This window comes from Pseudomonas sp. BYT-1 (genome assembly GCF_023611805.1).
Taxonomy (GTDB): domain Bacteria; phylum Pseudomonadota; class Gammaproteobacteria; order Pseudomonadales; family Pseudomonadaceae; genus Aquipseudomonas; species Aquipseudomonas guariconensis.
In genome coordinates this window covers 1,858,264-1,882,372 of sequence record NZ_CP072559.1, presented here as the reverse complement: position 1 = coordinate 1,882,372, position 24,109 = coordinate 1,858,264, and the positions used below count along the sequence as shown (strand labels likewise).

Annotated in this window: 28 protein-coding genes; 13 read left to right on the top strand and 15 right to left on the bottom strand. The window is 60.1% G+C overall.

The features are described 5' to 3' along the window. Positions 1-60: 60 nt before the first annotated feature. The 3 genes from J5X93_RS08580 (at position 61) to J5X93_RS08570 (ending at position 2,222) form a co-directional block, all read left to right on the top strand. On the top strand, positions 61-540 hold the full coding sequence (locus tag J5X93_RS08580; protein WP_043214154.1) for a nuclear transport factor 2 family protein: 480 nt from the start codon (positions 61-63) through the stop codon (positions 538-540). Positions 541-932: 392 nt separating this feature from the next. Further along, the gene (locus J5X93_RS08575) at positions 933-1,178 is read left to right on the top strand and encodes a DUF2790 domain-containing protein (RefSeq protein WP_043214157.1); all 246 of its coding nucleotides are present in this window, start codon (positions 933-935) and stop codon (positions 1,176-1,178) included. 27 nt (positions 1,179-1,205) lie between these two features. Continuing rightward, positions 1,206-2,222 carry an alpha/beta hydrolase gene (locus J5X93_RS08570; protein ID WP_090345857.1) on the top strand — a complete coding sequence of 339 codons (1,017 nt, stop codon included), beginning with the start codon at positions 1,206-1,208 and terminating at the stop codon, positions 2,220-2,222. A gap of 134 nt (positions 2,223-2,356) precedes the next feature. Here J5X93_RS08570 and J5X93_RS08565 read toward each other — a convergent pair whose 3' ends face one another. Beyond that, on the bottom strand, positions 2,357-3,358 hold the full coding sequence (locus J5X93_RS08565) for a zinc-dependent alcohol dehydrogenase family protein (RefSeq protein WP_182941386.1): 1,002 nt from the start codon (positions 3,356-3,358) through the stop codon (positions 2,357-2,359). Between the two features lie 109 nt (positions 3,359-3,467). Between J5X93_RS08565 and J5X93_RS08560 the strand changes: the two genes are divergently transcribed. After that, a complete protein-coding gene (locus tag J5X93_RS08560) occupies positions 3,468-4,367 on the top strand; it encodes a LysR family transcriptional regulator (protein ID WP_043214170.1) in 900 nt (299 codons plus the stop codon). A 43-nt stretch (positions 4,368-4,410) separates the two neighbouring features. Here the strand turns inward: J5X93_RS08560 and J5X93_RS08555 are convergent, their stop codons facing one another. Continuing rightward, positions 4,411-5,235: an AraC family transcriptional regulator gene (locus tag J5X93_RS08555; protein ID WP_182943349.1), complete on the bottom strand. Its 825-nt coding sequence runs from the start codon at positions 5,233-5,235 to the stop codon at positions 4,411-4,413. Positions 5,236-5,365: 130 nt separating this feature from the next. On the opposite strand from J5X93_RS08555, the gene J5X93_RS08550 reads away from it, so the two are divergent. Both J5X93_RS08550 and grxC read left to right on the top strand, forming a co-directional pair. Then, the gene (locus tag J5X93_RS08550; RefSeq protein WP_043214166.1) at positions 5,366-5,884 is read left to right on the top strand and encodes a carboxymuconolactone decarboxylase family protein; all 519 of its coding nucleotides are present in this window, start codon (positions 5,366-5,368) and stop codon (positions 5,882-5,884) included. A 12-nt stretch (positions 5,885-5,896) separates the two neighbouring features. Next, on the top strand, positions 5,897-6,151 hold the full coding sequence (gene grxC / locus J5X93_RS08545; RefSeq protein ID WP_182941388.1) for a glutaredoxin 3: 255 nt from the start codon (positions 5,897-5,899) through the stop codon (positions 6,149-6,151). Positions 6,152-6,343: 192 nt separating this feature from the next. Here the strand turns inward: grxC and J5X93_RS08540 are convergent, their stop codons facing one another. Both J5X93_RS08540 and J5X93_RS08535 read right to left on the bottom strand, forming a co-directional pair. After that, on the bottom strand, positions 6,344-7,252 hold the full coding sequence (locus J5X93_RS08540) for an AraC family transcriptional regulator (RefSeq protein WP_182941390.1): 909 nt from the start codon (positions 7,250-7,252) through the stop codon (positions 6,344-6,346). Between the two features lie 135 nt (positions 7,253-7,387). Then, entirely contained in the window at positions 7,388-7,867 is a 480-nt protein-coding gene (locus tag J5X93_RS08535; protein WP_182941392.1) for a hypothetical protein, read from the bottom strand. A gap of 421 nt (positions 7,868-8,288) precedes the next feature. Between J5X93_RS08535 and J5X93_RS08530 the strand changes: the two genes are divergently transcribed. From J5X93_RS08530 to J5X93_RS08520, 3 genes are all read left to right on the top strand, one after another. Next, positions 8,289-9,026, top strand: a complete 738-nt coding sequence (locus tag J5X93_RS08530; RefSeq protein ID WP_182941394.1) for an SDR family oxidoreductase — start codon at positions 8,289-8,291, stop codon at positions 9,024-9,026. A 26-nt stretch (positions 9,027-9,052) separates the two neighbouring features. Next, positions 9,053-9,307 carry an Atu4866 domain-containing protein gene (locus J5X93_RS08525; protein WP_043215694.1) on the top strand — a complete coding sequence of 85 codons (255 nt, stop codon included), beginning with the start codon at positions 9,053-9,055 and terminating at the stop codon, positions 9,305-9,307. A gap of 211 nt (positions 9,308-9,518) precedes the next feature. Then, positions 9,519-10,418, top strand: coding sequence for a helix-turn-helix domain-containing protein (locus J5X93_RS08520; RefSeq protein WP_182941397.1), 900 nt, complete (start codon positions 9,519-9,521; stop codon positions 10,416-10,418). Positions 10,419-10,434: 16 nt separating this feature from the next. Here the strand turns inward: J5X93_RS08520 and J5X93_RS08515 are convergent, their stop codons facing one another. The 6 genes from J5X93_RS08515 to J5X93_RS08495 form a co-directional block, all read right to left on the bottom strand. Next, entirely contained in the window at positions 10,435-10,758 is a 324-nt protein-coding gene (locus J5X93_RS08515) for a flavin reductase family protein (RefSeq protein ID WP_269475607.1), read from the bottom strand. Continuing rightward, positions 10,745-10,993, bottom strand: a complete 249-nt coding sequence (locus J5X93_RS28295) for a flavin reductase family protein (protein WP_269475608.1) — start codon at positions 10,991-10,993, stop codon at positions 10,745-10,747. Before J5X93_RS28295 ends, J5X93_RS08515 begins: the two co-directional genes overlap by 14 nt. 81 nt (positions 10,994-11,074) lie before the next feature. After that, positions 11,075-11,836: an SDR family NAD(P)-dependent oxidoreductase gene (locus J5X93_RS08510; protein WP_043215701.1), complete on the bottom strand. Its 762-nt coding sequence runs from the start codon at positions 11,834-11,836 to the stop codon at positions 11,075-11,077. A 193-nt stretch (positions 11,837-12,029) separates the two neighbouring features. Continuing rightward, positions 12,030-13,064 (bottom strand): GNAT family N-acetyltransferase, encoded by a 1,035-nt coding sequence (locus tag J5X93_RS08505; protein WP_197971506.1) that lies wholly within the window; start codon positions 13,062-13,064, stop codon positions 12,030-12,032. Positions 13,065-13,298: 234 nt separating this feature from the next. Then, positions 13,299-13,598, bottom strand: a complete 300-nt coding sequence (locus tag J5X93_RS08500) for a hypothetical protein (protein ID WP_250034618.1) — start codon at positions 13,596-13,598, stop codon at positions 13,299-13,301. Between the two features lie 206 nt (positions 13,599-13,804). Continuing rightward, entirely contained in the window at positions 13,805-14,260 is a 456-nt protein-coding gene (locus J5X93_RS08495; protein ID WP_052352525.1) for a hypothetical protein, read from the bottom strand. A 254-nt stretch (positions 14,261-14,514) separates the two neighbouring features. Here J5X93_RS08495 and J5X93_RS08490 point away from each other — a divergent pair, with 254 nt between their 5' ends. From J5X93_RS08490 to J5X93_RS08480, 3 genes are all read left to right on the top strand, one after another. Beyond that, positions 14,515-15,063, top strand: a complete 549-nt coding sequence (locus tag J5X93_RS08490; protein ID WP_090345862.1) for a hypothetical protein — start codon at positions 14,515-14,517, stop codon at positions 15,061-15,063. A gap of 282 nt (positions 15,064-15,345) precedes the next feature. After that, positions 15,346-16,017, top strand: a complete 672-nt coding sequence (locus tag J5X93_RS08485; protein ID WP_232092046.1) for a hypothetical protein — start codon at positions 15,346-15,348, stop codon at positions 16,015-16,017. 5 nt (positions 16,018-16,022) lie between these two features. Continuing rightward, complete coding sequence (locus J5X93_RS08480) at positions 16,023-16,718, top strand: tetratricopeptide repeat protein (RefSeq protein ID WP_090345868.1); 696 nt, start codon at positions 16,023-16,025, stop codon at positions 16,716-16,718. Positions 16,719-16,808: 90 nt separating this feature from the next. Here the strand turns inward: J5X93_RS08480 and J5X93_RS08475 are convergent, their stop codons facing one another. Next, complete coding sequence (locus tag J5X93_RS08475; protein WP_502942733.1) at positions 16,809-17,111, bottom strand: GNAT family N-acetyltransferase; 303 nt, start codon at positions 17,109-17,111, stop codon at positions 16,809-16,811. 622 nt (positions 17,112-17,733) lie between these two features. Between J5X93_RS08475 and J5X93_RS08470 the strand changes: the two genes are divergently transcribed. Continuing rightward, positions 17,734-18,000 (top strand): DUF3077 domain-containing protein, encoded by a 267-nt coding sequence (locus tag J5X93_RS08470; RefSeq protein WP_043215707.1) that lies wholly within the window; start codon positions 17,734-17,736, stop codon positions 17,998-18,000. 57 nt (positions 18,001-18,057) lie between these two features. Here J5X93_RS08470 and J5X93_RS08465 read toward each other — a convergent pair whose 3' ends face one another. The 4 genes from J5X93_RS08465 to kdpB all read right to left on the bottom strand — a co-directional run bounded on the left by J5X93_RS08465 (position 18,058) and on the right by kdpB (position 24,109). Further along, entirely contained in the window at positions 18,058-18,753 is a 696-nt protein-coding gene (locus tag J5X93_RS08465) for a response regulator (protein WP_182941400.1), read from the bottom strand. Continuing rightward, positions 18,750-21,404 carry a DUF4118 domain-containing protein gene (locus J5X93_RS08460; RefSeq protein WP_182941401.1) on the bottom strand — a complete coding sequence of 885 codons (2,655 nt, stop codon included), beginning with the start codon at positions 21,402-21,404 and terminating at the stop codon, positions 18,750-18,752. Before J5X93_RS08460 ends, J5X93_RS08465 begins: the two co-directional genes overlap by 4 nt. A gap of 72 nt (positions 21,405-21,476) precedes the next feature. Further along, entirely contained in the window at positions 21,477-22,043 is a 567-nt protein-coding gene (gene kdpC / locus J5X93_RS08455) for a potassium-transporting ATPase subunit KdpC (protein WP_182941402.1), read from the bottom strand. Positions 22,044-22,054: 11 nt separating this feature from the next. Further along, complete coding sequence (gene kdpB / locus J5X93_RS08450; RefSeq protein ID WP_182941403.1) at positions 22,055-24,109, bottom strand: potassium-transporting ATPase subunit KdpB; 2,055 nt, start codon at positions 24,107-24,109, stop codon at positions 22,055-22,057.

The following is a 24,109-nucleotide window of genomic DNA, read 5'->3' as shown; positions in this document are numbered from 1 at the left end:
GAAGAGCCTCGTTAATCGCCAGTAGGCGGGCGATACCAGCCCAGTAAGCGAGGAATTAAAATGTCCGCTCATAACGAAGTACGCCCGCCCGTACCGCCATTCACACGTGAAACCGCCATTCTCAAAGTACGTCTGGCCGAAGATGGTTGGAATAGCCGCGACCCAGAAAAAGTCTCTCTGGCTTACTCCCTTGATACCCAATGGCGTAACCGCGCTGAATTTGCATTTAACCGTGAGCAAGCAAAGAATTTCCTGACTCGTAAATGGGCCAAAGAACATGAGTACCGTTTGATCAAGGAGCTGTGGGCATTCACCGAGAACCGCCTGGCCGTTCGCTATGCTTATGAATGGCACGACGATTCTGGTAACTGGTTCCGCTCGTACGGTAACGAAAACTGGGAGTTCGGTGATGACGGTCTGATGATCAACCGCTATGCCTGCATCAATGACATGCCCATTAAGGAATCCGAGCGCAAGTTCCATTGGCCTCAGGGCCGTCGTCCAGACGATCACCCAAGCTTGTCCGATCTGGGCTTGTAAACGTTTCCCGTGTACACGGAAGTTCACCCTATTTTCTCTATGTTCTCTCACTCTGTAATTGGCGTGGCGCCCGATGGGTTCCCAGAGGGTAAGCCACGCCTTTAAATGCTTTTGAAGCATGGCGCTGATACGCCGCTCTCCTTCCCTTCTGCTGCATGCTCGCTAGCGCGCTCTGCGTGGCTGACAGGCGGCCCTCGGTACTGACCACCAACGCCATCCGGCGGTCATTTCTGCCTGACTGCGGGACGCTTTCACACCGTGGGTTGGGTGATGCGATTGTTCAATGAGAACAATAGCGCAAATATATTTTGCGCGCTAACTATTCAGGCGCAAAATAAACCCACGCAGCAAGCAGTCGCTGATCCCAATATCCACGCTCACGGAGAATCATCATGACTTTTAGCAAAGCACTCGCCATCGCCACCCTGACCTTTGGCACCAGCGTCGGCGCCTTTGCCCAGAGCGCCACCCCCTACCACTACGGCATGAACTTGGACATCGCTCGAGTGATCGCTGTAGACGCGCCGGCCAACACCGCCAGCTACGCCAGCACCGCCACCCTCACCTACCGCGACAGCCACGGCAAGCTGCAGAAAATCAGTTACCTGCGCCCCACCACCTCCGCCAACCAGAACTAATGACTCCAGCGTCCCAGGAACTTGACCATGAAAATGTCCCGCACCCTCACCGCCGGCCTGCTCGCCCTCGCCGTCAATAGCGCCTTCGCCGCTGGTAGCCCCGGTGTTGAAACCACCACTCAAGGCTTCCTGCAGGCCCTAGCCGCGGGTGGCGGTAAACCGTTGGAAACCCTGTCCCCGAAAGATGCCCGCGGCGTGCTCACTGGCGCCCAGGCCAGCGTGAAAGTGGATGTCTCCGGTGTCCAAATCGAGCGCCGCAGCATTCAGGTCGACAGCCAGGCGCTGGAGATCCGCGTGATACGGCCACAAGGCGCGAAAGGCGAACTGCCTGTGTTCATGTTCTTCCACGGAGGTGGCTGGGTGTTGGGTGACTACCCGACGCACGAGCGCCTGATCCGCGACCTGGTGGTCGGCTCCGGTGCAGCAGCGGTCTATGTCGACTACACCCCGTCGCCGGAAGCCCAATTCCCCACGGCCATTAACCAGGCTTACGCCGCCACCCGCTGGGTTGCCGAGAATGGCAAACATATTGGTGTCGATGGCAGCCGCCTGGCGGTGGTAGGCAACAGTGTCGGTGGCAACATGGCGGCGGTGGTCGCGATCAAAGCCAAGGAGGCCGGCACGCCCAAGCTGCGGTTCCAAGCCTTGTTGTGGCCGGTGACTGACGCCAACTTCAACAACGGCTCGTATAACCAGTTCGCTGAAGGTCACTTCCTGACCCGCAATATGATGCAGTGGTTCTGGGACAGCTATACCACCGATCCGAGGCAGCGTAACGACATCCATGCATCGCCACTGCGCGCCAGCCTGGATCAGTTGAAAGGCTTACCGCCAGCATTGGTGCAGACCGCCGAGATGGACGTGCTGCGCGACGAAGGCGAAGCCTATGCCCGCAAGCTGGAGGCTGCCGGTGTACCGGTGACCGCCGTGCGTTACAACGGCATGATCCACGACTTCGGCCTGCTCAACGTACTCAGCCAGGTGCCTGGAACCCGCAGTGCATTGGACCAGGCTGCCCAGGCGATCAAGCAACACCTGAAGTAATCGAGAGGGACCGAACCGGGGCGGCAACGCCCCGGTCGTGCTTGTAGGCTCATCGGCACCTTGTGCCGGCCAGCCCACCGATCGGCATACCGTTCCCTGCGCGAAACGGTGCAAAGCCTTGAGCAGCCTCGGCTCTATTCGTTCACCAACTGGATTATCGTCTTGCCCTTGCCACGCCCTTGCGCGACTTGGCGAAATGCGTCGTTGACAGTGTCCAATCCAAAGCGTTGCTGATCCACCCGGACCGTCAGTTGCCCAGCATCAGCCAGGGCAGCTGCCTGGCGCAGGATGGCCCCGTGGTGTTCGCGGCCCATGCCGGTAAGTAAGGGTGTCAGGGTGAACACGCCCGAATACGTGGCGCTTCTGAACGACAGCGGCGCGAGGCTATGCTGCCCCCAGCCGAGGCAACTCAGAACGTGCCCTGTGTAAGGCTTCACGGCCTTGAATGATGCATCCAGCGTGCTGCCACCAACGGTGTCGTAGACGATGTCGAAACCTGCTCCGGCGGTATGTTCCTCGACATAGGCCTCCACACTTTGCGCCTGGTAGTCGATCGCTATCGCCCCCAGTGAGCGTATGAAGTCGAGGCTCGCCGCCGAACCTGTGGCGTAAACTTTGGCTCCACTGGCCTTGGCCAGCTGGACAGCCGCTTGGCCAACGCCACCTGCGCCACCATGAATCAACACCTGCTGCCCACTGCGGACGTTGGCGCGATCCACCAAGCCTTCCCAAGCGGTGATGAATGCCAGGGGCAAAGCAGCTGCCTCGCCCATGCCTAGCGCGTGCGGCTTCGGGGCAATAAGCCGGGCGTCAACAGCGATGTATTCGGCCATGGCGCCCTGAGCGCCACCGACTCCGCCGGCCATACCGAAGACCTCCTGGCCAAGTGTGAAGCCCTCGACCGCCTCACCCAGCTCGACGACCGTACCGGCCAAGTCCAGACCGAGCACCGCCGGTAGCGCCTGCCGGGCGTGTGCTGCTGCGCCAGTTGCGATCTTAGTGTCGAGTGGGTTGACCCCTGCGGCGTGAACGCTGACAAGGACCTCTCCCTTACCGGGAACCGGGCGAGCGATACGCCGCACAGCCAAGGGTGCCTGAGCGGATTCAGCGATGGCGGCAAGCATGGTCTGATTCATGATGGAAACCTCTGATTAAGTGTGACGAGTGACAGGTTGCTCCTCCTCTTTCATTCCGATAAGAGTCTAAAGTTGCATATCATTTATTCCCTAAAGAGGGCTAATGGCGGTGGACCTATTTCACACCATGCACATCTTCGTACGCGTCGTGGAGCGTGGGTCCTTCTCGGCAGTCGCTCGCGAGCTGAACATGGGACAGCCGGCGGTAAGCAAGCAGATCCGCGCACTGGAGCAGCATCTGGGCGGCCCCGTGTTCACTCGCAGCACCCGGCACCTGGCATTGACCGACCAGGGACAACGCTTCTACAGCCATTGCCAGGAAATTCTCGGACACCTCGAAACCGCTAAGCGCAGCTTTGCCAGCGGCCAGGAACAGGTTGCCGGGCCGCTGCGCGTTGCCGCGCCGGTCAGCTACGGAAGGTTGTGCATTGCACCAGTTATCGGCCGTTTTCTGCAGCGCTACCCGGATGTGCAGATCGACTTGCGGCTAAACGATCACAATGAAGACTTGCTCATGGAAAACATCGACCTGGCGATCAGGATCGGCGTGGTGGAGAGCGAGGGCCTGGTAGCCGTGCCCCTTGGCAGCAGTACCCGGCGAGTGTACGCCTCACACGCCTACCTGCAACGCCACGGCCTGCCACTGGAGCCGAGTGATCTGGCGAGTCACAACTGCATCGGCTTCACCTTGCTCACGCATTACGACCGTTGGCGCTTCATCCGTGACGGTGAGCCGCTCGATATCGTCATCAGAGGCAACGTCACCAGCAACAGCAGCGAGGCCATTCGTGAGATGGTCCTCAGTGGCTTGGGTATTTCCCTCTCGCCCGAATGGCTGTTCGCAGAAGAGGTCAAACAAGGCTTCGTGCGTACGTTGCTCGATGATTATCCGACCACTGCCCTGCCTGTGAGCGCCGTATTCAGCCATGAACGACGACGTTCAGCACGGACAAAGGCGTTCATCGATTTTATGCGAGAGCACTTGCGCACTGCCCCACACGGAGCGTAAACCGCGCTGGACTGCCACAACCGATACGGCACGCGACCACGTATCATGCCGTGGTCTGCTGCAACCACTGCTTCGGACTTGCCCCCACCTTGCGGCGAAAAGTACGGGCCAACGCTGACGGGCTTTCATAGCCGACCTCATCGGCAATCAGGGCAATGGGGCGGCCTTCCCGGAGACGTTTTTGCGTCAGACTGATTCGCCAGTTCGTCAGGTAATCCGCCGGGGTGACACCCACGGTCTGGCGAAAGTGCGCAGCAAAGCTTGCGCGCGACATCCCTGAGCGATCAGCCAGCTGCGCCACGGACCAATTGCGCTGTGGCTCGTTGTGGATACCCACGAGTGCACGGGACAGCTGAGCGTTGGCCAATCCGGCCATCATTCCCGAGGCGATGCTGCGGCTGGCGATGAGATGGCGAAGTAGCTGAATCACCATCAGCTCGAACAACCGATTGAGGATGACATCCCGTCCGCATTCATCGCCGACGGCTTCTTCGAATAACCAGTCGAGGGTGCCATCAAGGCCCTGCAATTCGCGCAACGGCTTGATGATGAAATCCGGCAAAGCCAGGGTCAGCGGATTATTGGCACCGCCATCGAACTGCAAGGTGGCGCAAACCAACTCTGCGTTATCTGCTTCGCTGGCCAGCAGCTGATGCGTCTGCGGGCGCACCGCCAGAATCAGGCTGGGCTCCGTCAGTTCGGCGGGCTGGCCGCGTTTGTCCTTGAAGGCCAGGCGTCCTGATCGCAGCAAATGCACATGCCCGAACCTTTGCTGCCCATCGAAATGGGTCACTCCACAAAACCCACCCTGGTGAAAGGTGGACGCATGCAGGTTGAAGTGCTTGAGCAGTGTCGATAATCGGTCCATGGCGCACTCCAGATTTAGACGATCTGTTGCATAGATTTGACGATCAGAAGCCAAGAAGATAGCCCACGTCTCTAGGATTGATTCCAAGCTTGATCGACAAGCTCGTTAATCAACCTACTGGAGAACCACCATGACTCGTATCGCTGCTCTCTCGCTGGACCAAGCTCCTGCTGGCTCGCGCACTGCCCTCGAAGGCATTCAAAAAGGTCTCGGCTTCATTCCCAACGCCTTCAAGACCCTGGCTCACTCCCCGGCCGCGCTCAATGGCTATCTGGGCCTCGCCCAAGCCTTGGGCAAGAGTTCGCTGAACGCCGCCGAGCGTGAAGTCGTTGCGCTTGCCACGTCGCAAATCAACGGTTGCGACTATTGTCTCGCCGCGCACGCCTTCTTCGGTGCCAAGGCTGGCCTGAGCGATGAGGCCATCGGCCAGGCCCGCAATGGCACACTCAACGCGGTCGCCACGCTGGCGCGTCAGATTACCGAAAGCCGCGGGCAATTGAGCGATGGTCAAATCGCAGCAGCACGTGAAGCAGGCCTCACCGATGGCAAGATCGTGGAAGTGGTGGCTCAGGTCACGCTGTTGACCCTGACCAACTACCTGAACAATGTCGCCACGACCGATATCGACTTTCCACCATCGGCGCACTAAGGGGTAACTACCATGAGCCATGTGACGATCTACACCACTCAGCACTGCCCTTACTGCATTAGTGCCAAGCGGCTGTTGGCACAAAAAGGGGTCAGTGCCGTGGAAATCGACATCGAAGCATCGCCGAACCATCTGGCGCAAATGCTGCAGCGATCCCAGCGCAGGACCGTGCCGCAGATCTTTGTGGGTGAAGTTCATGTGGGAGGCTTTGATGACCTCAAACGCCTCGATCACAAAGGCGATCTCGACGCGTTGCTCCGTGCCTGAGGCACAACAGTGCTCCGGATGGCGCCGCCTCAAAGTGGACATCCATCCAGAGCACTTGGCCATTTTCGGACGATGCTATGGGTCGAAAGAAGGTCTCATCTGGCCGCTTTCGATCTATAGCGGCTATGCAGGCGCGGCGGCTCTGGACTCAACGAGCGTCATCAGAATGGCGTTAGCCAAGGCAAGCCGCGCTCACCCGAGCGATCGAAGCTTTGCGATATCTCGGCTCGGTGGAGCACCAAACAGTCGGCTGTACTCACGGCTGAACTGTGACGGGCTTTCATAGCCCACCTTGAACCCAGCCGTAGAAACATCAAGCCCCTCTGAGATCATCAACCTGCGTGCGTGTTGCAGGCGAAGTTGTTTCTGATACTGCAAAGGACTCATGGCGGTGACAGCCTTGAATCGATGATGAAGCGTGGAGTTACTTAAATTGACGTAACTTGCGAGCTCATCGATGTGCAACGGCTGCGCATAGTTGTTGTTCAGCCATTCAATGGCCCGAGTGACGCGGTGGGTCTGGCAATCGGTGATGGCGATCTCATGTAAACGCTGGCCCTGCTGGCCTTTGAGCAGCCGGTAGAATATTTCCCTCAGCGCTAGCGGTGCCAATGCCGGGATGTCAGATGGCGCATCCAACAGGCGTACCAGTCGCAACATCGCATCCAGCAGCGAGCTATCGACCTTGTCCAGGTACAGCCCGCGGTGGGGCTGTTGGCTCGGCACGCCGATAGGGCTGACGTCTGCTATCAGCTGAGCGATGACTGCGGGATCGATATCCAGGCGGATGCAGAAATAGGGCTGTTCTGGGGATGCCTCGGTCACTTGACCCGCTAGAGGCAGCGTGACGGAGACGACCAGGTAGTTCAGTGGATCGTAGGTATAGCTCTCGTCCCACAACTGCACTTGTTTCCGGCCCTGCACAATGATGCATAGCCCAGGTTTATGCACGGTATGCATCACATCGGTTGGGGTGTCGCTGCGTATGAAATGCAGCGGATCAATCGCCGTCTGATACACGCCGTATGTCGGAGCGAAACGTTGCATGGTAGATGCCAGTTCGGCCCTTAGGCGTTTCAGGTCTTCGTCCCGATCACTCACCACCCTTACCTCCCGTTAGGCTGTACCGATTGCAGAGGATAGGTGGGTCAGTCACCTTTTGGGTAGATGCTAGATCGACATATTTCATATGCAAAAGCCCGGCGGGCCGGGCTCTTGGTTGGGTGGATATGGGCGTCAGGCATAGAAGGCACGCTGCGCATCGTTTTTAGCCACCCGACGGCTATTGAGTCGGTCCGCGCCGCCCTCAGCCACACGATGGGTATTGAGCCGGTCCGCGCCGTCCTCAACCACGCGGCGGTCATTGAGTCGGTCCGCGCCGTCCTCGGCCACGCGGCGGTCGTTGAGTCGGTCCGCACCGCCCTCAGCCACACGACGGGTATTGAGTCGGTCCGCGCCGTCCTCAACCACGCGGCGGTCATTGAGTCGGTCCGCACCGCCCTCAGCCACACGACGGGTATTGAGCCGGTCCGCGCCGTCCTCGGCCACGCGGCGGTCATTGAGTCGGTCCGCACCGCCCTCAGCCACAAGTGGAACCATCACTTCTTTACAGGGCTGATTACTCCAAATGCCGATTTCTTTGGCTGGCAGCGCCATAGAACCTGCGCTGACAACAGACAAGGCGATTCCGATCATCATTTTGTTAACAGTTTTCATGACAGCGACTCCGTAATTAGCAATGGATTCGTTGCCGGTTGTCAGTGCAGAGCGTGACGTTGACTCCTGTTTACTGCAGGCTCGGTCGCTCTGATGGCCGGCGGCAGAAGCGGTCTCGCTTTCTGCTTGGGCTCAGATTAAGGCGGCGCTGATTTGGCCGTTATTGGGTTCCTGCGAGGCTTTTGCACATTCCTGCGCCGGGCCGCCTTACAAAGATTCACTCGCGCGCAGGGCCGGTAGAGAAATTTTGTCGGCGGATTGGATGCGCTGATCGGCAAGACCATTGCCGCATAGTGTTCATGCAGGATCGTGCATGTCGTGCGTAGGAATCGCATAACCCTGCCCACCCCTGCCCTCTTACGCTTGCTTCACCACCTGCCTATCGGCGGGTGCCTCTTAAGCAATAGACAGGAGTGGGAAAATGCACGGCATCGAACAAAAAGTCATCGTGATCACTGGCGCCAGCAGTGGTATCGGCGAAGCAACAGCCCGCCTGCTTGCCAGCAAAGGCGCTCGCGTGGTTCTAGGTGCCCGCCGCACCGATCGCTTGGAAGCACTCGCCAAGGAGATTCGTTCGACAGGCGGTATAGCTGATGTGCTTGCGCTGGACGTCACCCGCCTGGACGACATGCAATCCTTTATCGACTTCGCTATCGAATTGCATGGACGTGTCGACGTTCTCATCAACAACGCCGGCGTCATGCCGCTTTCGAAGCTCGAAGCGCTCAAGGTCGACGAGTGGAACCGGATGATTGATGTCAACATTCGCGGCGTCCTGCACGGCATTGCCGCAACGCTGCCGCTCATGCAACAACAGCGCGCCGGCCAAATCATCAATATTGCCTCCATTGGAGCCTACGCTGTGAGCCCGACAGCTGCGGTGTACTGCGCCACCAAATATGCCGTACGGGCCATTTCAAAGGGTTTGCGCCAAGAGGTGGGTGGTGATATCCGGGTCACGGTCATTGCACCAGGCGTTACCGAATCCGAACTGGCCGAAAGCATTTCCGATGAAGGCGGACGGACGGCGATGCGCGAGTTCCGCAAGATCGCCATTCCTGCCTCGGCCATTGCCCGGGCAATTGCCTATGCGGTAGAGCAGCCTGCGGATGTGGATGTCAGCGAACTGATCGTGCGTCCAACTGCAAGTCCATTCTGAGTGACCTGACGAGAGCGAGGAAGAAAATGGGCAAGCCATATGGAGACCAAGACAAATACGTTGGCATGTGGGTGACGGCCGACGGCCGCATTCGCCATGAACTCCTGCCTGGCGGCCGCTATGACGAAGCCCGCGCAGGGCAACAAAGCGCGTACCAAGGTCGGTACTGGCTGGAGGGTGATCACATCGAGTATGTGGATGACACAGGGTTCACTGCTGACGGAGAGTTTCGCGGCAACGTGTTGTATCACGCTGGGATGATTCTCTATCCCGAACGTTGAAGCGCAGGCCGGAATGGAGACATTCCGGCTTTTTTTCGACCATTCCTCTTCAGGCCCCACACCCAGCGCGAGGTTTCTGAATTATCCCTCCGGGAACGCTAACGAGCTTTACTGGCCCAATCTCTTGGGCTTGAAATGCGAGCCCACCCTGTGAGACCAATGCCCGAAATGGCTCGTTCGAGCCGGCTTACTGAATGAGGCGACAATTCCCATGGATGTTATAGAGCGGACTTCAGCCCATGGTTTGGAGGCGTATATCCGCGGTGAGCGGCTTGCCGCTTCAGACGTTCTAGCCGATCGAGACATGTTGGTGCAGATCTTTAACCGAGCGCGTGAAGAAGAAAGCTTCATCGTCCCTGCGGTAGCCGAGCCTTTACTGGTGTGGATCATTTCAGGGAATGCCGCCGTGCAGGAGCGTGAGCTTGACGGCGATTGGCAATGCAGCCACGTCGCTAAAGGTGATTTCTTTTTAACGACCTCGGCACAGCCGTACGAGATGCGTTGGAAAGTGGACGGCGCAGAACCCTTCGAGGTGATGCACATCTACCTTGGCATTCCGCTGTTGGATAAAGCCATTCATGAGGTTTTGGGCGGCTGCGTCGAAGCGGTTCGCCTACGTGAAGTGTCGGGCGGGCGTGACGATGGGTTGTCCGTTCTACTGGAACAGGTTCGGCTGGAGCTGACAGGACACAGGGCTAGCCCTCTTTATCTGCAAGGGCTGGCCCAGTGCATCGCCATTCACCTTGCCCGCAGCTACCTGGACAGCTCAGCGAACGATATCGTACGCCGCAACGCGTTGCCCGCTTACAAGTTGCGCCGCGTGCTGTCGGCAATGGAGGCGAATCTGGCCGGGGAATTTCATCTCGGGCACTTGGCCGAAATAGCAGGGATGAGCGAATACCACTTCAGCCGGCTGTTCAAGAAGGCCGCTGGTTACTCGCCGTCACAGTTCTTCATCAGGCTAAGGATGGCAAGAGCCCGGCAGCTCCTGGTCGAAACGGATCAGAGCGTGATTGATATAGGCTTGGAGGTCGGGTACAGCAGCCCAAGCCATTTTTCTCAGGTGTTCAAACGTGAGGTTGGCGTTACGCCCACTCAATACCGCAAATAGCGAGTGGGCACGCCATTCAGAGATTCTGGGGACGGAATCGCCGGTGAAAGTCCAGGGCTTCCCCCGCCACCATGAATTGACCGCGCCCTCTGTAGTGCAGCGTTCTCGGCTGCTTCACTGATCGGTCGACATGCGCTTTAACGACTTCCCAGACAAACAGACCGTATTCGCCAATGAGCTTCGAGTCGTACAACTGGCATTCGAAACTGGCATAACACTCTGCAATCAGGAGCGCTTCAACCCGAGTCGCCGGCGTCGCGGTGAGACCGAATTGGCCAAACTTTTCCACGTCACTGCCCGTACTACTGCCCACCGCGACCACTTGGTCAGCCAGCTCCAAGGTGGGGCACATTGATCACGCATTGCTGGCTATTGCGGATCAGCTCATAGCTGTGGTTTCCCGACCAGATGTAGCAGCCGAAAAGAGCAGGGTCGAATTGCATCATCATGTGCCAGCCCATGGTCATGATGTTGGTTTCGCCGTTCCAGGCTGAGGTCACGAGCACGATGGGCCCGGTTTCCAGATGCTGGCGAACGTCGATGAGAGGGAAGTCGGATTTTCGAAGTGCGGTCATGACGCCTCCGTTGAGTGGGGTCTGGTAGCAAGAGAACGCGTTGTGCCGGCCGTGCAGCACAACGCGTTCGAAGGCCAAGGATCAACCCACAGGGACACTCATGCCGCCATCGGCCATGACCACCGAGCCGACGATGAAACTGGCGCGTTCGGAAGCCAGGAAGGAGACGATCTCGGCGATCTCTTGCGGTGCTGCAGCTCGGCCGATCGGCGCGGATTTGCCATGCTCCTGCAGGAACCCGCGACCGTCCTCCATGAAGTGGTTCAAGAGGTTGGTAACGACATCTCCTACGCCGATGGCATTGACCCGAATGCCATGCTCGATCGCTTCGAGCGCCTGAGTACGCGTCAATTGCGCCAGCGCCCCCTTGGACGCGGTATAGGCCGCGATACCGGGGAAGGCGAAGTAGGACGCGTAGGAAGCGATGTTCACGATCGCGCCGCTCTTGTTCTTCATCATTTCCTTCATTGCCTCTCGGGAGTGAAGAAACGCACCCGTCACGTTGGTTTGCATCTGCCATTCCCAATCTTCGCGGGTCATCTCGATCAGGGGTTTGTACAGAATGCGACCGGCGTTGTTGACCAAGACGTCCAGTTTGCCGAACTGCTCGACAGCCAGCGCCACTGCCTGCTCGGCAGAGCCATCGACAGTGATGTCTGCGACAAAGGGAACCAGGCCAGGACGCTCAAGCGCGTTGACTGCAGGGTCGATGTCCTCGGCGATGATTTTCGCACCGCGAGCGTGAAGAAGCTCGGCGATGGCCTTACCGATGCCGCTAGCCGCCCCGGTCACCAGCACTACTTTGCCTGCCACTTCGTTTGGGGTTGGGGTGAAGTCAGTCATGTCATGCCTCCAAGTCAGGAATTGGTTGTCGCTTTCGACGGTGCCAATTTCTCCCTTTTCGACATTCCACTCCTTGGTGGCCTTGCTCTGCCTATCGGAGTTTTGCTTCTTTCGTTTCAACGTCCGCCAGGCGTGCTAGGGCATGTACGAGATGTGGTTGCACAAAGCGTACGTCCTTGCTCTTCAAAGAAGGTCAATCACCAAGCCGCCACTCAAGGATCGGAAGACTTCGGGCCTCGCCATCGATCGGGCGCGATACATCGCCCACATGCCGGGCCCCGAGCCGCTCGTAAAAGGCCCTGGCGGAAGGATCCGACTCAACCGCAAGAATGGTTACGCCCAACCCGCGTGCTACAGCCAGGGCGTGGTCTACCAGGCGCCGTCCGTGCCCTCTTCCCATGGCCGAGGGATCAACCCAGCAATGCTCCAGTTGCCAGCCATCCTCGCCGTGCTCCAGCCCATAGAAGCCCAACAATGCACCATCCGCTGCGGTCAGCACCGCATAATGGCCGTTCAGTTGCGTAGAGTGGATGGTCAGCGCGCCCTCCCACGCATTCATCCAAGCTTCGGGATAACCCCAATGAGCCTTGCTGCGCCGGGCCAAGGCGCTCAGAGCCTGCGCATCCGCCTCACGTGCCGGACGCAGCGTTGGGGTGTCGTCCATCAGCATCGCTAGCGCCGCCGGGTCGGTAGCCAGCAGACTGAACTGGTGCAGGCTGAGGAAGCGCCCGCCCTTGTACTCCACATCTCGCAACGTTCCCTCCAGCACAAAGCCGAGGCGCTCCAGCAAGCGAGTACTGGCGGAGTTTTCAGGCTCGACATCTGCATGGATGCGGTGCACGCCGAGGGTATCGAAGGCGAAGCGGAGGATGGCGAGCAGGCAATCCTGCATCAGCCCCTGGCCCCAGTTTTCAGGCATCAGCCAATAGCCGATATCCACGCTGCGATCGGCTTTAGACCAATCATTGAAGCCACAAGCACCTATCAGTTCGTCTTGACCCGGTAAGGCGATACCCCACCAGATGCCTCGATCCTCCTCCAGCAGCGCGTCGTACCAATGCATTTGCTCGTGGGTCGCCTCGATGCTATCGAAAGACACACCATAGTGAGCAATAACTTGCGGGTGGGAAAGTCCGGTAAAAATCGCCGCTACATCGCCGCAATGTATCCGGCGCAGTGTGCAACGCGGGAGCAAGAATTCGGGAAACTCGACAGAAAAGTCCATCATTATCAAATTCACAGGCCTGGATCACCGGAAAATCTTCTCAACAAAGGACGCGGGTCTACAAGGACTGTCAGGAGAGGGATGGCAGAACAGAAAAATAGGGCGATTGCGTGGTGTCGCCATCAAGCGGTTTGGGACGGCAGTTGCTGAAAGCGACTGGCAGGTATGGGTCGAAAGCAGCCGGTCACGACTGACCGTTATCGACCCAAAGCTGACGTTCAGGTAGGTGAACCTAAGTCATCTCGTGGATGGCATCTCCAAGGACTTTGCGATTCGGTCTAGAATGGCCATGCACTTTTCAGAAACAACAAGCGGTGGTTCGTCAATCATGTAAAGCAGATGCTCGAACGCTAACCCAGCCTCGTGGTGATTGACATAGTCAAGAACGATTTCACCCCCGTTCTCCAAGCCTGCTTGAGCTAATGCATGGTCTTGCGGTACTGGGCCAAGCTGTTCGTATGCCATGGACATCAGCGTCGAGATCTCCTTAAGTGCTTCAACGAAATCGGCCTTCAAGTCGTTGCCAAGGTGGCTCATCACAAATATTCCTTCGATCAAGGTGATCTGGGTTCCGTTCTTGCCTGGTCGACGGTGCCCAAAACCAAGTCTTTGTGCAGGCACTTGGAGAGCTAAGTTCGACTGCCTGCTCTTGGGTTACGCTCCTCGTACGAGGCATCGACGAACGTGATGTGTTCGCCCAAAGCAGACGCGACAAAAAGAGGCGGTCTCATCCATCCGCCAATTCACATCTCAGACGCAGCTTTGACAGCGCGTGCATACGGGGCTGAGCTGAAGCTAAATGGGCCAAGATCAGGGATCACGCGAGGCTCTTCATATCCATTTTCGTACGCAAATGCCTCCCAAATAATCTCGGTACTCAGCCTGCGAATCTGCACTGAGTAGGCTCCGCACCCGATGTCGCCGCACTCTGGGCAGATGTAAATGAGCACTCGATAAGGTTCCACTTCAGGCTGCTCGCATCGGAGCAGGCTATTGGCGAACCGGAGATTCTGTTCTGAAAAACCCGATACGAAACCGCTCATGAAGTCAGAGTGCCCCCCACCAGCGGTCGCCAAAATTTCCAGTAAGGAACGCCCGTCGATTCGAAAATCGGAAAAGCAGCGCTCAACGGTGGTACAGCCGTTTGACGAGGTTCCGGGGCGAACAGTGTTCTGAAAGGTCAGTGTGCTGCGATGCATGCTGTGCTCTTTGCGTAAAAACGATCACGATTACACACATCGGGCGTGAATCAGGCAAGCCTGCAGCTTCCAGCGATTGTCCGCTTCTGGCCGTTTGCTGCTTTGCACGAACGTCCGCTATGGGTCGAGAGCGGCCACTCGTGATTGGAGATTTCGTCCCAAAGCGGACGCTAAATCTTGCTGCTTTGTAGCAGCCTATCGCCGGCAAGCGCGTCTCAAGGTTTACAATCGAATGCCGTATTCAGGAAAAGCCGATGCTATACACCATCGCCCCAGAGGAGTGCCAGAGCTTTGTACGAAAGCTGGCACGGAAAATCGACATTACAAGTGACCTTCCGGCGCATATTTTCCTTGATCAGAACCTTTGTTATTGGTTCTTTGAGCGGTCACTTCTTTCTGACTTGGACCTGCTTGAAAGTCTGTTGATCGAAAGCCATCGGCAATTCTCAAGCGGGATGGGAGTGCTGTTTTCATGGGGCACCCGCGATTGCGTGGGCAGGTTCTTCGATGGCCGAAATACAGAGGAGAGTGTGCTTGAGCTTCAGCGCCAATCATTCCTATCAGACACGCCGCTGGAAATGCCGCACTTAGTATTCAGCCCGACCTATGAATGGCTTGCCTATGAAAGTGCTTTCGAAGAGTGGGGCGTGTTGGCAATGGACCGCTCCCTGATAAACACTGATTTTGCAGGGTATCTTAATCGTGAATTCATCAGCATCGGGGAAGCGTGGAGGCTCAGCAAGCTGGAGGACTTCAATGGCATGTTGGCTAGGGCTTTCCTCCACAATTACGCCTGCGTTTGAGGATTGATCAGTAATCTACCGGCATTATTCGCTGGGAAACTAACGCCGTGTATTGCCCACTTCCAAGGGCTGCTCTGGGTCGATAGCTGCCGGTCGTGGATGACCGCTATCAACCCATTGCAGCCATTCGAGATAGGGCTATTCATTCCCGCCAGAAGTGGACGCTCGATCCACACCCGTTTTCAGCCAAAAAGAAAAGCTGGATCTCTCCGCAGGCCTGCACTGCTAAAGTTTCCGGCTCACCAGCCGACAGTTGTTTATCCCATTTCACGGATGATTTGAATGTTCCGCTCTCTTTTCGCCGGCGTTGCTTTGCTCGCCTCCGGCGCAGCCTGCGCTACTCCCGTGCAGGCCGTCACCACGCCCGATCAACTGTTGACTGAATTCTCTCGTTGCGATGCGCATTTCTTCGAGCGGCTGCGCGATGCGCGTCTGCCAGCAGGAACCTTGCGTCTGAGTGATTACGGCTCGGTCAAGGCTCCGACCATTTTGAATCCGTTACAGGAAGGGGGCACTTACCAACACTTCGAAACGCCTCTAATGGTCAATGGCGTGGCTCTTATTGGCTATTACAACCACGCCGAAACTATAAAGAACGTCGGCAATTTCCTGTTCTGGGGTTTCGTAGCCGACGGTTCGCCTAAAGAGGTGGCAGCGAAACTCAAGCCGCTGATCGTTGACAACGCACGCTTTGTCGGGCAAGGCAAAGCCATTGCTCGCGCTGAAATCCGCCGCGTCGGAGACCCGATCGGCCAATGGCGAACCGAAGGACTAACCGGTCCTGGCGTCGCCACGCCGTTTGGTTTCGTAGACCGCGTGCTGATCGTCGACACTGGCGACACGGTACCGCCGCTGGCGGGCCACACCACTGTGTTCTGCTCGCTTCAAGGCACTGTGACCGCGCCGCTCCTGCAGGTCTATCGCCCTGATCTCAATGCACATCTGCTCGACTGACAAGGATGCCTAACGTGAATGCTCGCTGGCCCATTATCATCGCCTGCACCGTCATCCTCACAGGTTGTGCTGGGATGCAAAACCCGAAAAACCCCAACCTGATCCACTGCACTAATCAGTTCAAAGCGCACAAAGTCGCAAACTACCCTCTGGCGTTGCAGGAGGGTGATCTATGCCTGCAAAAGAATACGCTGTCCGCTTCGCTGCAAAGTTTGGTTTACGCGGTGCAGGCGGATGCGTATAGCAACCTCAAGCGCTTCCCCGAAGCCGTGGTCGCCAAGGAAAAATCCATGCAGCTCGACGGTAAGCCTAGCCCACGCGACAACCTGGATTTGAGCGCCATGTATCGTGACGCTGGCAATCCGAAAAAGGCGCTCGAACTCGTCCAGTACAACCTTGATAACGGAATCGGAGAGGCAGGCAAAGGCACCGGCTTTCACATGCCGACCTATTATCATTTGGGCCTCGCTCTGACAGATCTTGGGCAATACCGGGAGGCCGCCGAAGCCTTCAGCACGGGCCTTCAGCGCCAGCCAGACTACGCATGGGCCTATTATGCGCGTGGAATAGCGTACGACCATTTGGAGAGTCAAGATGATGCCAAAGCCGACTTCATGAAGTTCTCGCAGATGGTCAACAAGAGTTACGTGAAAAATGAGCACAAGGCCAAGCTCGCAGAGTACGGGATTTCGCTGCCCTGATAGGTCAGTGAGTCGCGAGGGACTGTTATCGACCCATAGTGGCCGTGGCTCTTCGAAGTTGCAGGGGCGCCACGGCGCCCCTGTCTAGGATCACGTAGACATCCGTCGCATGATCAACTCACCATCAATGACTTCACCGGTCTCGACGAAGCCTTCGGATGCATAGAGACGTCGCGCGCCGACGTTTTCGGGGTCAACACCAAGGGCGACGCTTGGTCCCCCAGGCAAGGAGTGGAGATGAGCCATGAGCGCTCGCAGGGCCGCACGCCCGTAACCACGGCCTTGGTGGTTGCGATCAATCATCAGGCGGTAGATCCACCGGCTGTTCTCATCCGGATCGAGGGCGTGCATTAGGAAACCTACTAGCTCACCAGTCTGCACGGCCTTTTCCAAATGCTCCGAAACCGTAGAAAAAATCAGATTCCCCCTCTTCCTCGTAGTTCATTTCCCAAACACACTCCCGCCACCTTTTTTCCGTTGCGGGTGCTCTGGCAGGGCTCTAGTCTCGGCGAGCCGTTGCACGTCAACGACGCGGCTTTGACAGGCCGCAACGGAACGCAGGGGCATAGCTTGGCCTTCAATGGCGGCTGTGTGTGGGGCACGTTCGCGTGCGCCGGTCTTCCTGTATTCCACCGGTCTGTCAACCCATACGCAGCTGCCACCCACCTGTTTGACAGCAGGTCGTGTGCAGCACTATCGGGAATACAGGAGTTGCCATGCTGAAAAACGATCTTCGATCCATCTCGCTATCCCTTTCTCAAAGCACGATCCCCAGCCTCAACGCAAATTCAATCCATTCGGATCGTAGCTCACCATCCAATCCCGCTACTCCCACTTTCGATTCAGGTTTTGGGCTTGCGTGTCCAACCCTAAGACGCTGCATTTAAGCCTTTAACCATGTGCTATCTGCGCCGGCCCATTCGCGAGTGAATCCGCACCCACAGAGGTTTTGCGTTGTCGTTGGGGCAGCGGTGTGCCTGCGGGGCGGCGCTGATCATTTCAGGGAGATCGAACAATGACCACGAAGGACATCGAGCCGAGGACGGTGGGCAGGACGAAGTTCTACCAGGGCGAGGGCATGACCGCGCCGCTGTTTTGCATCGAGCCTGGTATCTCGTGCCAGCACGCACGCGAGCAGGCTTCGGAGTTGATGGGGTATGTGCGGGACATGACCCTAACAGGCGTGATGGACGACAAGCCGCAGTTGGTATGGGCGTCGCACTATCTGGCGGCGTTAGCGAAGGCGCTGATGGATGATGCGGAGTTGGGGATGATGGGCTGAGGTCAAGGTGCTTGCTTTGCAGCCCTTGCGCCGCGTTGGGGCGCGAAGCGGCACCGGTCAGGGCCCCGGGGCAACCAGGCGATAGCCTACGCCGGCTTCGGTGATGATGAACCGCGGCGCAGTCGGATCATCCCCCAACTTCTGCCGCACGTGGGCGACGACGATGCGCAGGTAATGGGTGTCATCGACATGCGTCGGCCCCCAGATGTCCTTGAGCAGTTGCTGCTGGGTGATGACGCGGCCGGGGTGGCCGGCGAGCTGGGCGAGCAATGCGTACTCTTTGCGGGTCAGGGCTACTTCCGCACCGTCGAGGGTCACCTTGCGAAACGCAAAGTCCACCACCAAGGGGCCGAAGCTTACGCTCGACTGGACAGCGTCGGCCTGGGACGTCTGGCGCAGCAAGGCGCGGATGCGGGCAAGGAATTCCTGGATGCCGAACGGTTTGGTCACGTAGTCGTTGGCGCCGCCATCGAGTGCGTCGACTTTCTGTACTTCACTCGCGCGCACCGAGAGCACCAGCACTGGCACGGTGCTCCATTCACGCAGCTCGCGCAGCACCTGTTGGCCGTCCATGTCGGGTAGGCCAAGGTCGAGCACCACCATGTCCGGCTTGCTCAGCGCGGCCTGGGCGAGGCCTTCGGCGCCGGTGGCGGCTTCGATGACTTTGTAGCCTTGTGAGGCGAGGCTGATGCGCAGGAACTTGCGGATCTGCGGTTCATCGTCGATGACCAGCAGGGTGGCGGACTGACTCATGGGGCTTCGCTTTCAGGCTCAGGTTGTGGAGGTAACGGCAAGCATAGAGTGATGCAGGTGCCCTGACCATCGATGCCGTCGCCGACGAGGATCTGCCCGCCGTGGGCGCCGATCATGCCTTGGCAGATGGCAAGGCCAAGGCCGGTGCCCTGCCCTCCCCGGTCGCCGCGGGCTGCGGTGTAGAACATGTCGAAAATCTTCTCGCGCTCACTCACCGGAATGCCCGGGCCTTGGTCGCTGACGGCGAAGTGCAGTTGCTCGTTCTGCTCAGAGACTTGCAACGCCAGGCGCCCGTTGACCGGCGAGAAACGGGCCGCGTTTTCCAGCACGTTGACCAGCGCCTGTTCGATCAGCGCCGCATGCACGAACAGCAGCGGCAGCTCGGGCGGCACATCGGTGTGCACACGCAGCGGAGCCAGGACCACGCGCAGGCGGTTGAGGGCGCTGCCGACGATGTCGGCCGGGGCGACCCAGTCGCGGGCGAGCTTGAGGCCGCCGTGGCCGAGACGAGTCATGTCCAAGAGGTTCTGGATATAGCGGTCCAGGCGTTCGGCTTCGTTGCGGGTGCCTTCGAGCAGCTCTTGGCGATCGGCCGGGGGGATGGCGTCGCCCAGGGCCAGCAGGCTGTCGATACTGCCGCGCATGGCGGTCAGGGGGGTGCGCAGGTCGTGGGAAACAGAGGCCAGCAGTGCACTGCGCAGTTGTTCGGTCTCGCCATGCAGGCGCGCGGCCTCCAGTTGCTCGCCCAGGCGGGCGCGAGCCAGGGCCTGGGCCAGGGGTTGGCCGAGAGACATCAACAGGCGTCGGCGTTGGGGGCTTAAGGTCTCCCCTGTGCGTGGGCGCACGCCAAGCAGGGCCAGGGGTTGATCGTCCACCGCGAGCGGCCACCACCACCAACGCCCATCAGGCAGGGTGTCGCTGCCGTGCCCGGCGGCCTGGCCGTGCTGCCAGGCCCATTCGGCGGCAGCGCGTTCGTTGTCGGTCAGTTGCGGTTCGTGGCTGCTGGTGGCTTGCAATAGGCCCTCAGCATTGCGCTCGAGCAGGCAGGCCTGCATGTCCTGCCAGGCGCCCAGGTGCTGGCCGGCGGCGTTGAACACAGCCTGGCGGTCCGTGGCCACGGTGAGACGACGTGAGAGGTCCAGCAGTTGCGTGGTCTCGGCCTGGGTTTCGCGCAGGGCCTGCAACTGACGGCGCTGGCGGGCGGCGAGGTTGCCGGTGAGGCCCGCCATGAGCAGGAAGAACACCAGGGTGAGCACGTCTTCTTCGCGCTGGATGGCGAAGGAGAAGTTCGGCGGGATGAACAGAAAGTCATAGGTGAGAAACGACAGCGCCGCGCAGGCCAGCGCCGGCCCCAGACTGCTGCGCACCGCCACCAGCAGCACGGCAGCGAGGAACACCAAGGAAATATTGGGCAGCGCCAGCACACTGGATACCGCCCACGACAACCCTGCTGCCAGCACGGTGGCCACCAATGCCAGCAGGTAATGGCGCCAGACCCACACGCGCTGCACCGCCGAGGGTGCTGTGCGGGGTTGGGTGTCGCGGTCGAGGACGTTGATTTCCAGGCCGTGGCTTTCTCGCAGCAGGCGCGCGGCCACGCCTGCGCCGAACAAGCGACGGCGCAGCCGATCGCGGGACTGGCCTACCAGTACCAGGCTGGCCCGGCGTTCGCTGGCGTGCTGGATCAGGGTGCGGGCCACTTCGCCGGCACGCAGCACGACCACTTCGCCGCCCAGACGCTCGGCCAGTTGCTGGGCGGCCTGCAGGCGCTGGCGGGCGGTCTCGTCGCGCAGGCGGCCGTTGTCCACGTGCACCAGGCTCCAAGGCAAGTGGCGGCGCTGGGCAACGCGACTGGCATGGCGCACCAGGCGTTCGGCCTGCTCGTCACCGTCCACGCCCACCAGCAGGCGCCCGCGCAGGGCCGGGGCCTCCTGACCGCGCTGGCGGTAGCCGTGGGCGAGGTCGGCATCGACCTGAGCGGCGGCGGTCTGCATGGCCAGCTCGCGAAGGGCGGTGAGGTTGGTCTGGGAGAAGTAGGCGTCGATGGCCGCCCTCGCCTGCTCCGGCACATAGACCTTGCCCTCGCGCAGGCGCATCAGCAGCTCACGCGGTGGGAGGTCGATCAGCACCAGCTCGAAGGCTTCCTGCAGGACCCAGTCCGGCAGGGTCTCGCGGACCTGAACGCCGGTGATGTCGCGGACTTTGTCGTTGAGGCTTTCCAGGTGCTGGACGTTGACGGTGGTGTAGACATCGATGCCGGCAGCGAGCAGTTCCTGCACGTCCTGCCAGCGCTTGGTGTGGCGGCTGCCGGGGGCATTGGTGTGGGCCAGTTCGTCCACCAGGGCCAAGGTGGGGGCGGCCTTGAGCAAGCCGTCGAGGTCCATCTCCTCGAGGGTCACGCCGCGGTAGTCGGTACGCAACAAGGGCTGCTGGGCCAGGCCGCCGAGCAGCGCCTCGGTTTCGGCGCGGCCGTGGGTTTCGACGATCCCGGCCAGCACTTGCACGCCCAGACGTTGCTGGGCGTGGGCGGCCTGGAGCATGGCGTAGGTCTTGCCCACGCCGGGGGCGGCGCCGAGAAATACCTTGAGCTTGCCACGACCTTCGCGCGGCAGGCCCGCCAGGAGCGCATCGGCGCGGGCGGAGTCACTCATGTTTCATCCTTCGATTTCAGAGAGCCTGGAGCCTGCTGTGCAGGCCGCAGGCTTCGCCAGCTCCGATAAGGCTCAGGAGCCGGAGGGCATCGGGGCCAGGCGCTCCAGCGCCTGGTTCAGCGCCAGCACGTTGACCACAGGCGGGCCGATCAATGGGTGGAGGGTGGACGCTTCCACCAACGCTTGCAAGCGCTGCACCGGCACTTGCCGCGCCGACGCCACACGGGGCAGTTGATAGGCCACGGCATCGGGCGGCAGGTGCGGGTCCAGGCCGCTGCCGGAGGTGGTCAGCAAGGCCAGGGGTACAGGGCCTTGCTGGGGTTGATAGAGCGCAGAGGCCTCGGCCTTGACCCGCTCGGCCAGGACCGGATTGCTCGGCGAGAGGTTGCTGGCGCTGCTGGCGACGGTGGCGTAGGCGCCGGCCGACGGGCGCGAGTGGAACCAGGCATCGCCAGTGAAGTCCTGGGCGATCAAGGCCGAGCCGCGCACCCGCCCCTGCTCGTCACGTACCAAGCTGCCATTGGCCTGCTCGGGGAAGGCGACCTGGGCGATGCCGGTCACCGCCAGGGGATACAGCGCGCCGGTGACCAGGGTCATCAGCAGGGCCAGGCTCAGGGCCGGGCGCAGGTAAGTGGTCATGTCCATCTCCTTCAAACCAGGTGCAAAGCGTTGAGCAAGAGGTCGATCGCCTTGATCCCGGCAAACGGCACGATGATGCCGCCCACACCGTAGATCAGCAGGTTGCGTCGCAGCAGGTGGGCCGCGCTCGCCGCCTGGACGCGCACGCCGCGCAGTGCGAGCGGGATCAGCACGACGATGATCAGCGCGTTGAACACGATGGCCGAGAGGATCGCGCTCTGCGGGCTCTGCAGTTGCATGAGGTTGAGCACGCCCAACTGCGGGTAGATCGCGGCGAACAGCGCCGGCAGGATGGCAAAGTACTTCGCCACGTCGTTGGCGATGGAGAACGTGGTCAGCGCACCGCGGGTGACCAGCAGCTCCTTGCCCACCTGGACCACGTCCAGCAACTTGGTCGGGTCGCTGTCCAGATCGACCATGTTGGCCGCCTCGCGCGCGGCCTGGGTGCCATCGTTCATGGCCATGCCGACATCGGCCTGGGCCAGGGCGGGGGCATCGTTGGCGCCGTCCCCGCACATGGCCACCAGACGGCCGTCGTTCTGTTCCTGGCGGATGCGCGCCAGCTTCTTCTCCGGCGTGGCCTCGGCCAGCACATCGTCGACCCCCGCTTCGGCGGCAATGGCAGCGGCGGTCAGCGGGTTGTCGCCCGTCACCATCACCGTACGGATCCCCAGCTTGCGCAGCTCGGCGAAACGCTCGCGAATGCCGGGCTTGACCACATCCTTGAGGTGGATCACTCCCAGCAAACGTTTGTCGATGCACACCAGCAGCGGTGTGCCACCGCTCTGGGCGATACGCTCGACTTCACGGGCCAGCGGCGTGGGCATCTCCAGGCGTTGCAGGCCGACGAAGGCCAACACCGCATCGACCGCGCCCTTGCGATAGCGGCGTTGCTGGAAGTCGATACCCGAGAGCCGCGTCTCGGCACTGAAGGCAATGGCTTCGAACTGGTTGGCCGAAGGTTCGATGAACGCCTGTTGCTGACGTAGGTATTCGACAATCGATTTGCCCTCGGCAGTGTCGTCGGCAAGCGAGGCGAACAACGCGCCCTCCCCCAGTTCCCGCGCGGTGATGCCGGGCGCGGCATGCAGTGCACTGCAACGACGGTTGCCGAAGGTGATGGTGCCGGTCTTGTCGAGCATCAGCGTGTGCACGTCACCCGCCGCCTCCACCGCACGGCCGGAGCGGGCGATGACGTTAAGGCGCACCAGGCGGTCCATGCCGGCGATGCCGATGGCCGAGAGCAGGCCACCGATGGTGGTGGGGATGAGCGTGACCAACAGCGCAGCAAGGAAGATCAGCGGCAGGCTGCCACCCGAGAAATGGGCGAACGGCTGTAACGTCACCACCACGATCAGGAAGATCAACGTCAGGCCGATCAGCAGGATATCCAGGGCGATTTCGTTGGGGGTCTTCTGGCGTTTGGCGCCTTCGACCAAGGCGATCATGCGATCCAGGGTCGACTCGCCGGGGTTGCTGGTGATGCGGATCAACAGCCAGTCCGAAACCAGGCGGGTGTTGCCGGTCACCGCCGAGCGGTCGCCGCCGGACTCACGGATCACAGGGGCCGACTCGCCGGTGATGGCCGCCTCGTTGACCGCAGCGATGCCTTCGAGCACCTCGCCGTCACCGGGAATCAACTCGCCGGCAACGACCTTGACCACATCGTCCTTGCGCAGCTGGGTGGCGGGCACGGTCTCGAAGCGGCCATCGACGGTGCGACGCTGGGCGGTCAGGCCCTGACTGCCGGCCTTGAGGCTGTCGGCACGGGCCTTGCCACGGCCTTCGGCCAAGGCTTCGGCGAAGTTGGCGAACAGCACGGTGAACCACAGCCACAGGGCGATCTGCAGGGCTACGCCGGTCCCCACGCCACTGCCGGGGACGAAGCACAGCAGCGTGGTCAGCAGCGCGGTCAGGGCGACCACCAACATCACCGGAGAGCGTTTGAGTTGGCGGGGGTCGAGCTTGACGAAAGCCTGGACCAGGGCCGGACGCCAGAGCGCGGCGAAGCGGGTCTGGTCCACGGCGGTGCGGTTGGCTTTGACATTAGGAATAGGCATGTTCAT

Coding starts and splice junctions, on each gene's coding strand:
- J5X93_RS08530 (WP_182941394.1), top strand. CDS start 8,289: ATGCACGGCATCGAACAAAAAGTCATCGTGATCACTGGCGCCAGCAGT.
- J5X93_RS08575 (WP_043214157.1), top strand. CDS start 933: ATGACTTTTAGCAAAGCACTCGCCATCGCCACCCTGACCTTTGGCACC.
- J5X93_RS08550 (WP_043214166.1), top strand. CDS start 5,366: ATGACTCGTATCGCTGCTCTCTCGCTGGACCAAGCTCCTGCTGGCTCG.
- J5X93_RS08485 (WP_232092046.1), top strand. CDS start 15,346: ATGTTCCGCTCTCTTTTCGCCGGCGTTGCTTTGCTCGCCTCCGGCGCA.
- J5X93_RS08580 (WP_043214154.1), top strand. CDS start 61: ATGTCCGCTCATAACGAAGTACGCCCGCCCGTACCGCCATTCACACGT.
- kdpB (WP_182941403.1), bottom strand. CDS start 24,109: ATGAACATGCCTATTCCTAATGTCAAAGCCAACCGCACCGCCGTGGAC.
- J5X93_RS08520 (WP_182941397.1), top strand. CDS start 9,519: ATGGATGTTATAGAGCGGACTTCAGCCCATGGTTTGGAGGCGTATATC.
- J5X93_RS08505 (WP_197971506.1), bottom strand. CDS start 13,064: ATGATGGACTTTTCTGTCGAGTTTCCCGAATTCTTGCTCCCGCGTTGC.
- J5X93_RS08555 (WP_182943349.1), bottom strand. CDS start 5,235: ATGGACCGATTATCGACACTGCTCAAGCACTTCAACCTGCATGCGTCC.
- J5X93_RS08565 (WP_182941386.1), bottom strand. CDS start 3,358: ATGAATCAGACCATGCTTGCCGCCATCGCTGAATCCGCTCAGGCACCC.
- grxC (WP_182941388.1), top strand. CDS start 5,897: ATGAGCCATGTGACGATCTACACCACTCAGCACTGCCCTTACTGCATT.
- kdpC (WP_182941402.1), bottom strand. CDS start 22,043: ATGACCACTTACCTGCGCCCGGCCCTGAGCCTGGCCCTGCTGATGACC.
- J5X93_RS08510 (WP_043215701.1), bottom strand. CDS start 11,836: ATGACTGACTTCACCCCAACCCCAAACGAAGTGGCAGGCAAAGTAGTG.
- J5X93_RS08465 (WP_182941400.1), bottom strand. CDS start 18,753: ATGAGTCAGTCCGCCACCCTGCTGGTCATCGACGATGAACCGCAGATC.
- J5X93_RS08470 (WP_043215707.1), top strand. CDS start 17,734: ATGACCACGAAGGACATCGAGCCGAGGACGGTGGGCAGGACGAAGTTC.
- J5X93_RS08535 (WP_182941392.1), bottom strand. CDS start 7,867: ATGAAAACTGTTAACAAAATGATGATCGGAATCGCCTTGTCTGTTGTC.
- J5X93_RS08525 (WP_043215694.1), top strand. CDS start 9,053: ATGGGCAAGCCATATGGAGACCAAGACAAATACGTTGGCATGTGGGTG.
- J5X93_RS08460 (WP_182941401.1), bottom strand. CDS start 21,404: ATGAGTGACTCCGCCCGCGCCGATGCGCTCCTGGCGGGCCTGCCGCGC.
- J5X93_RS08500 (WP_250034618.1), bottom strand. CDS start 13,598: ATGAGCCACCTTGGCAACGACTTGAAGGCCGATTTCGTTGAAGCACTT.
- J5X93_RS08495 (WP_052352525.1), bottom strand. CDS start 14,260: ATGCATCGCAGCACACTGACCTTTCAGAACACTGTTCGCCCCGGAACC.
- J5X93_RS08490 (WP_090345862.1), top strand. CDS start 14,515: ATGCTATACACCATCGCCCCAGAGGAGTGCCAGAGCTTTGTACGAAAG.
- J5X93_RS08570 (WP_090345857.1), top strand. CDS start 1,206: ATGAAAATGTCCCGCACCCTCACCGCCGGCCTGCTCGCCCTCGCCGTC.
- J5X93_RS08480 (WP_090345868.1), top strand. CDS start 16,023: ATGCCTAACGTGAATGCTCGCTGGCCCATTATCATCGCCTGCACCGTC.
- J5X93_RS28295 (WP_269475608.1), bottom strand. CDS start 10,993: ATGACCGCACTTCGAAAATCCGACTTCCCTCTCATCGACGTTCGCCAG.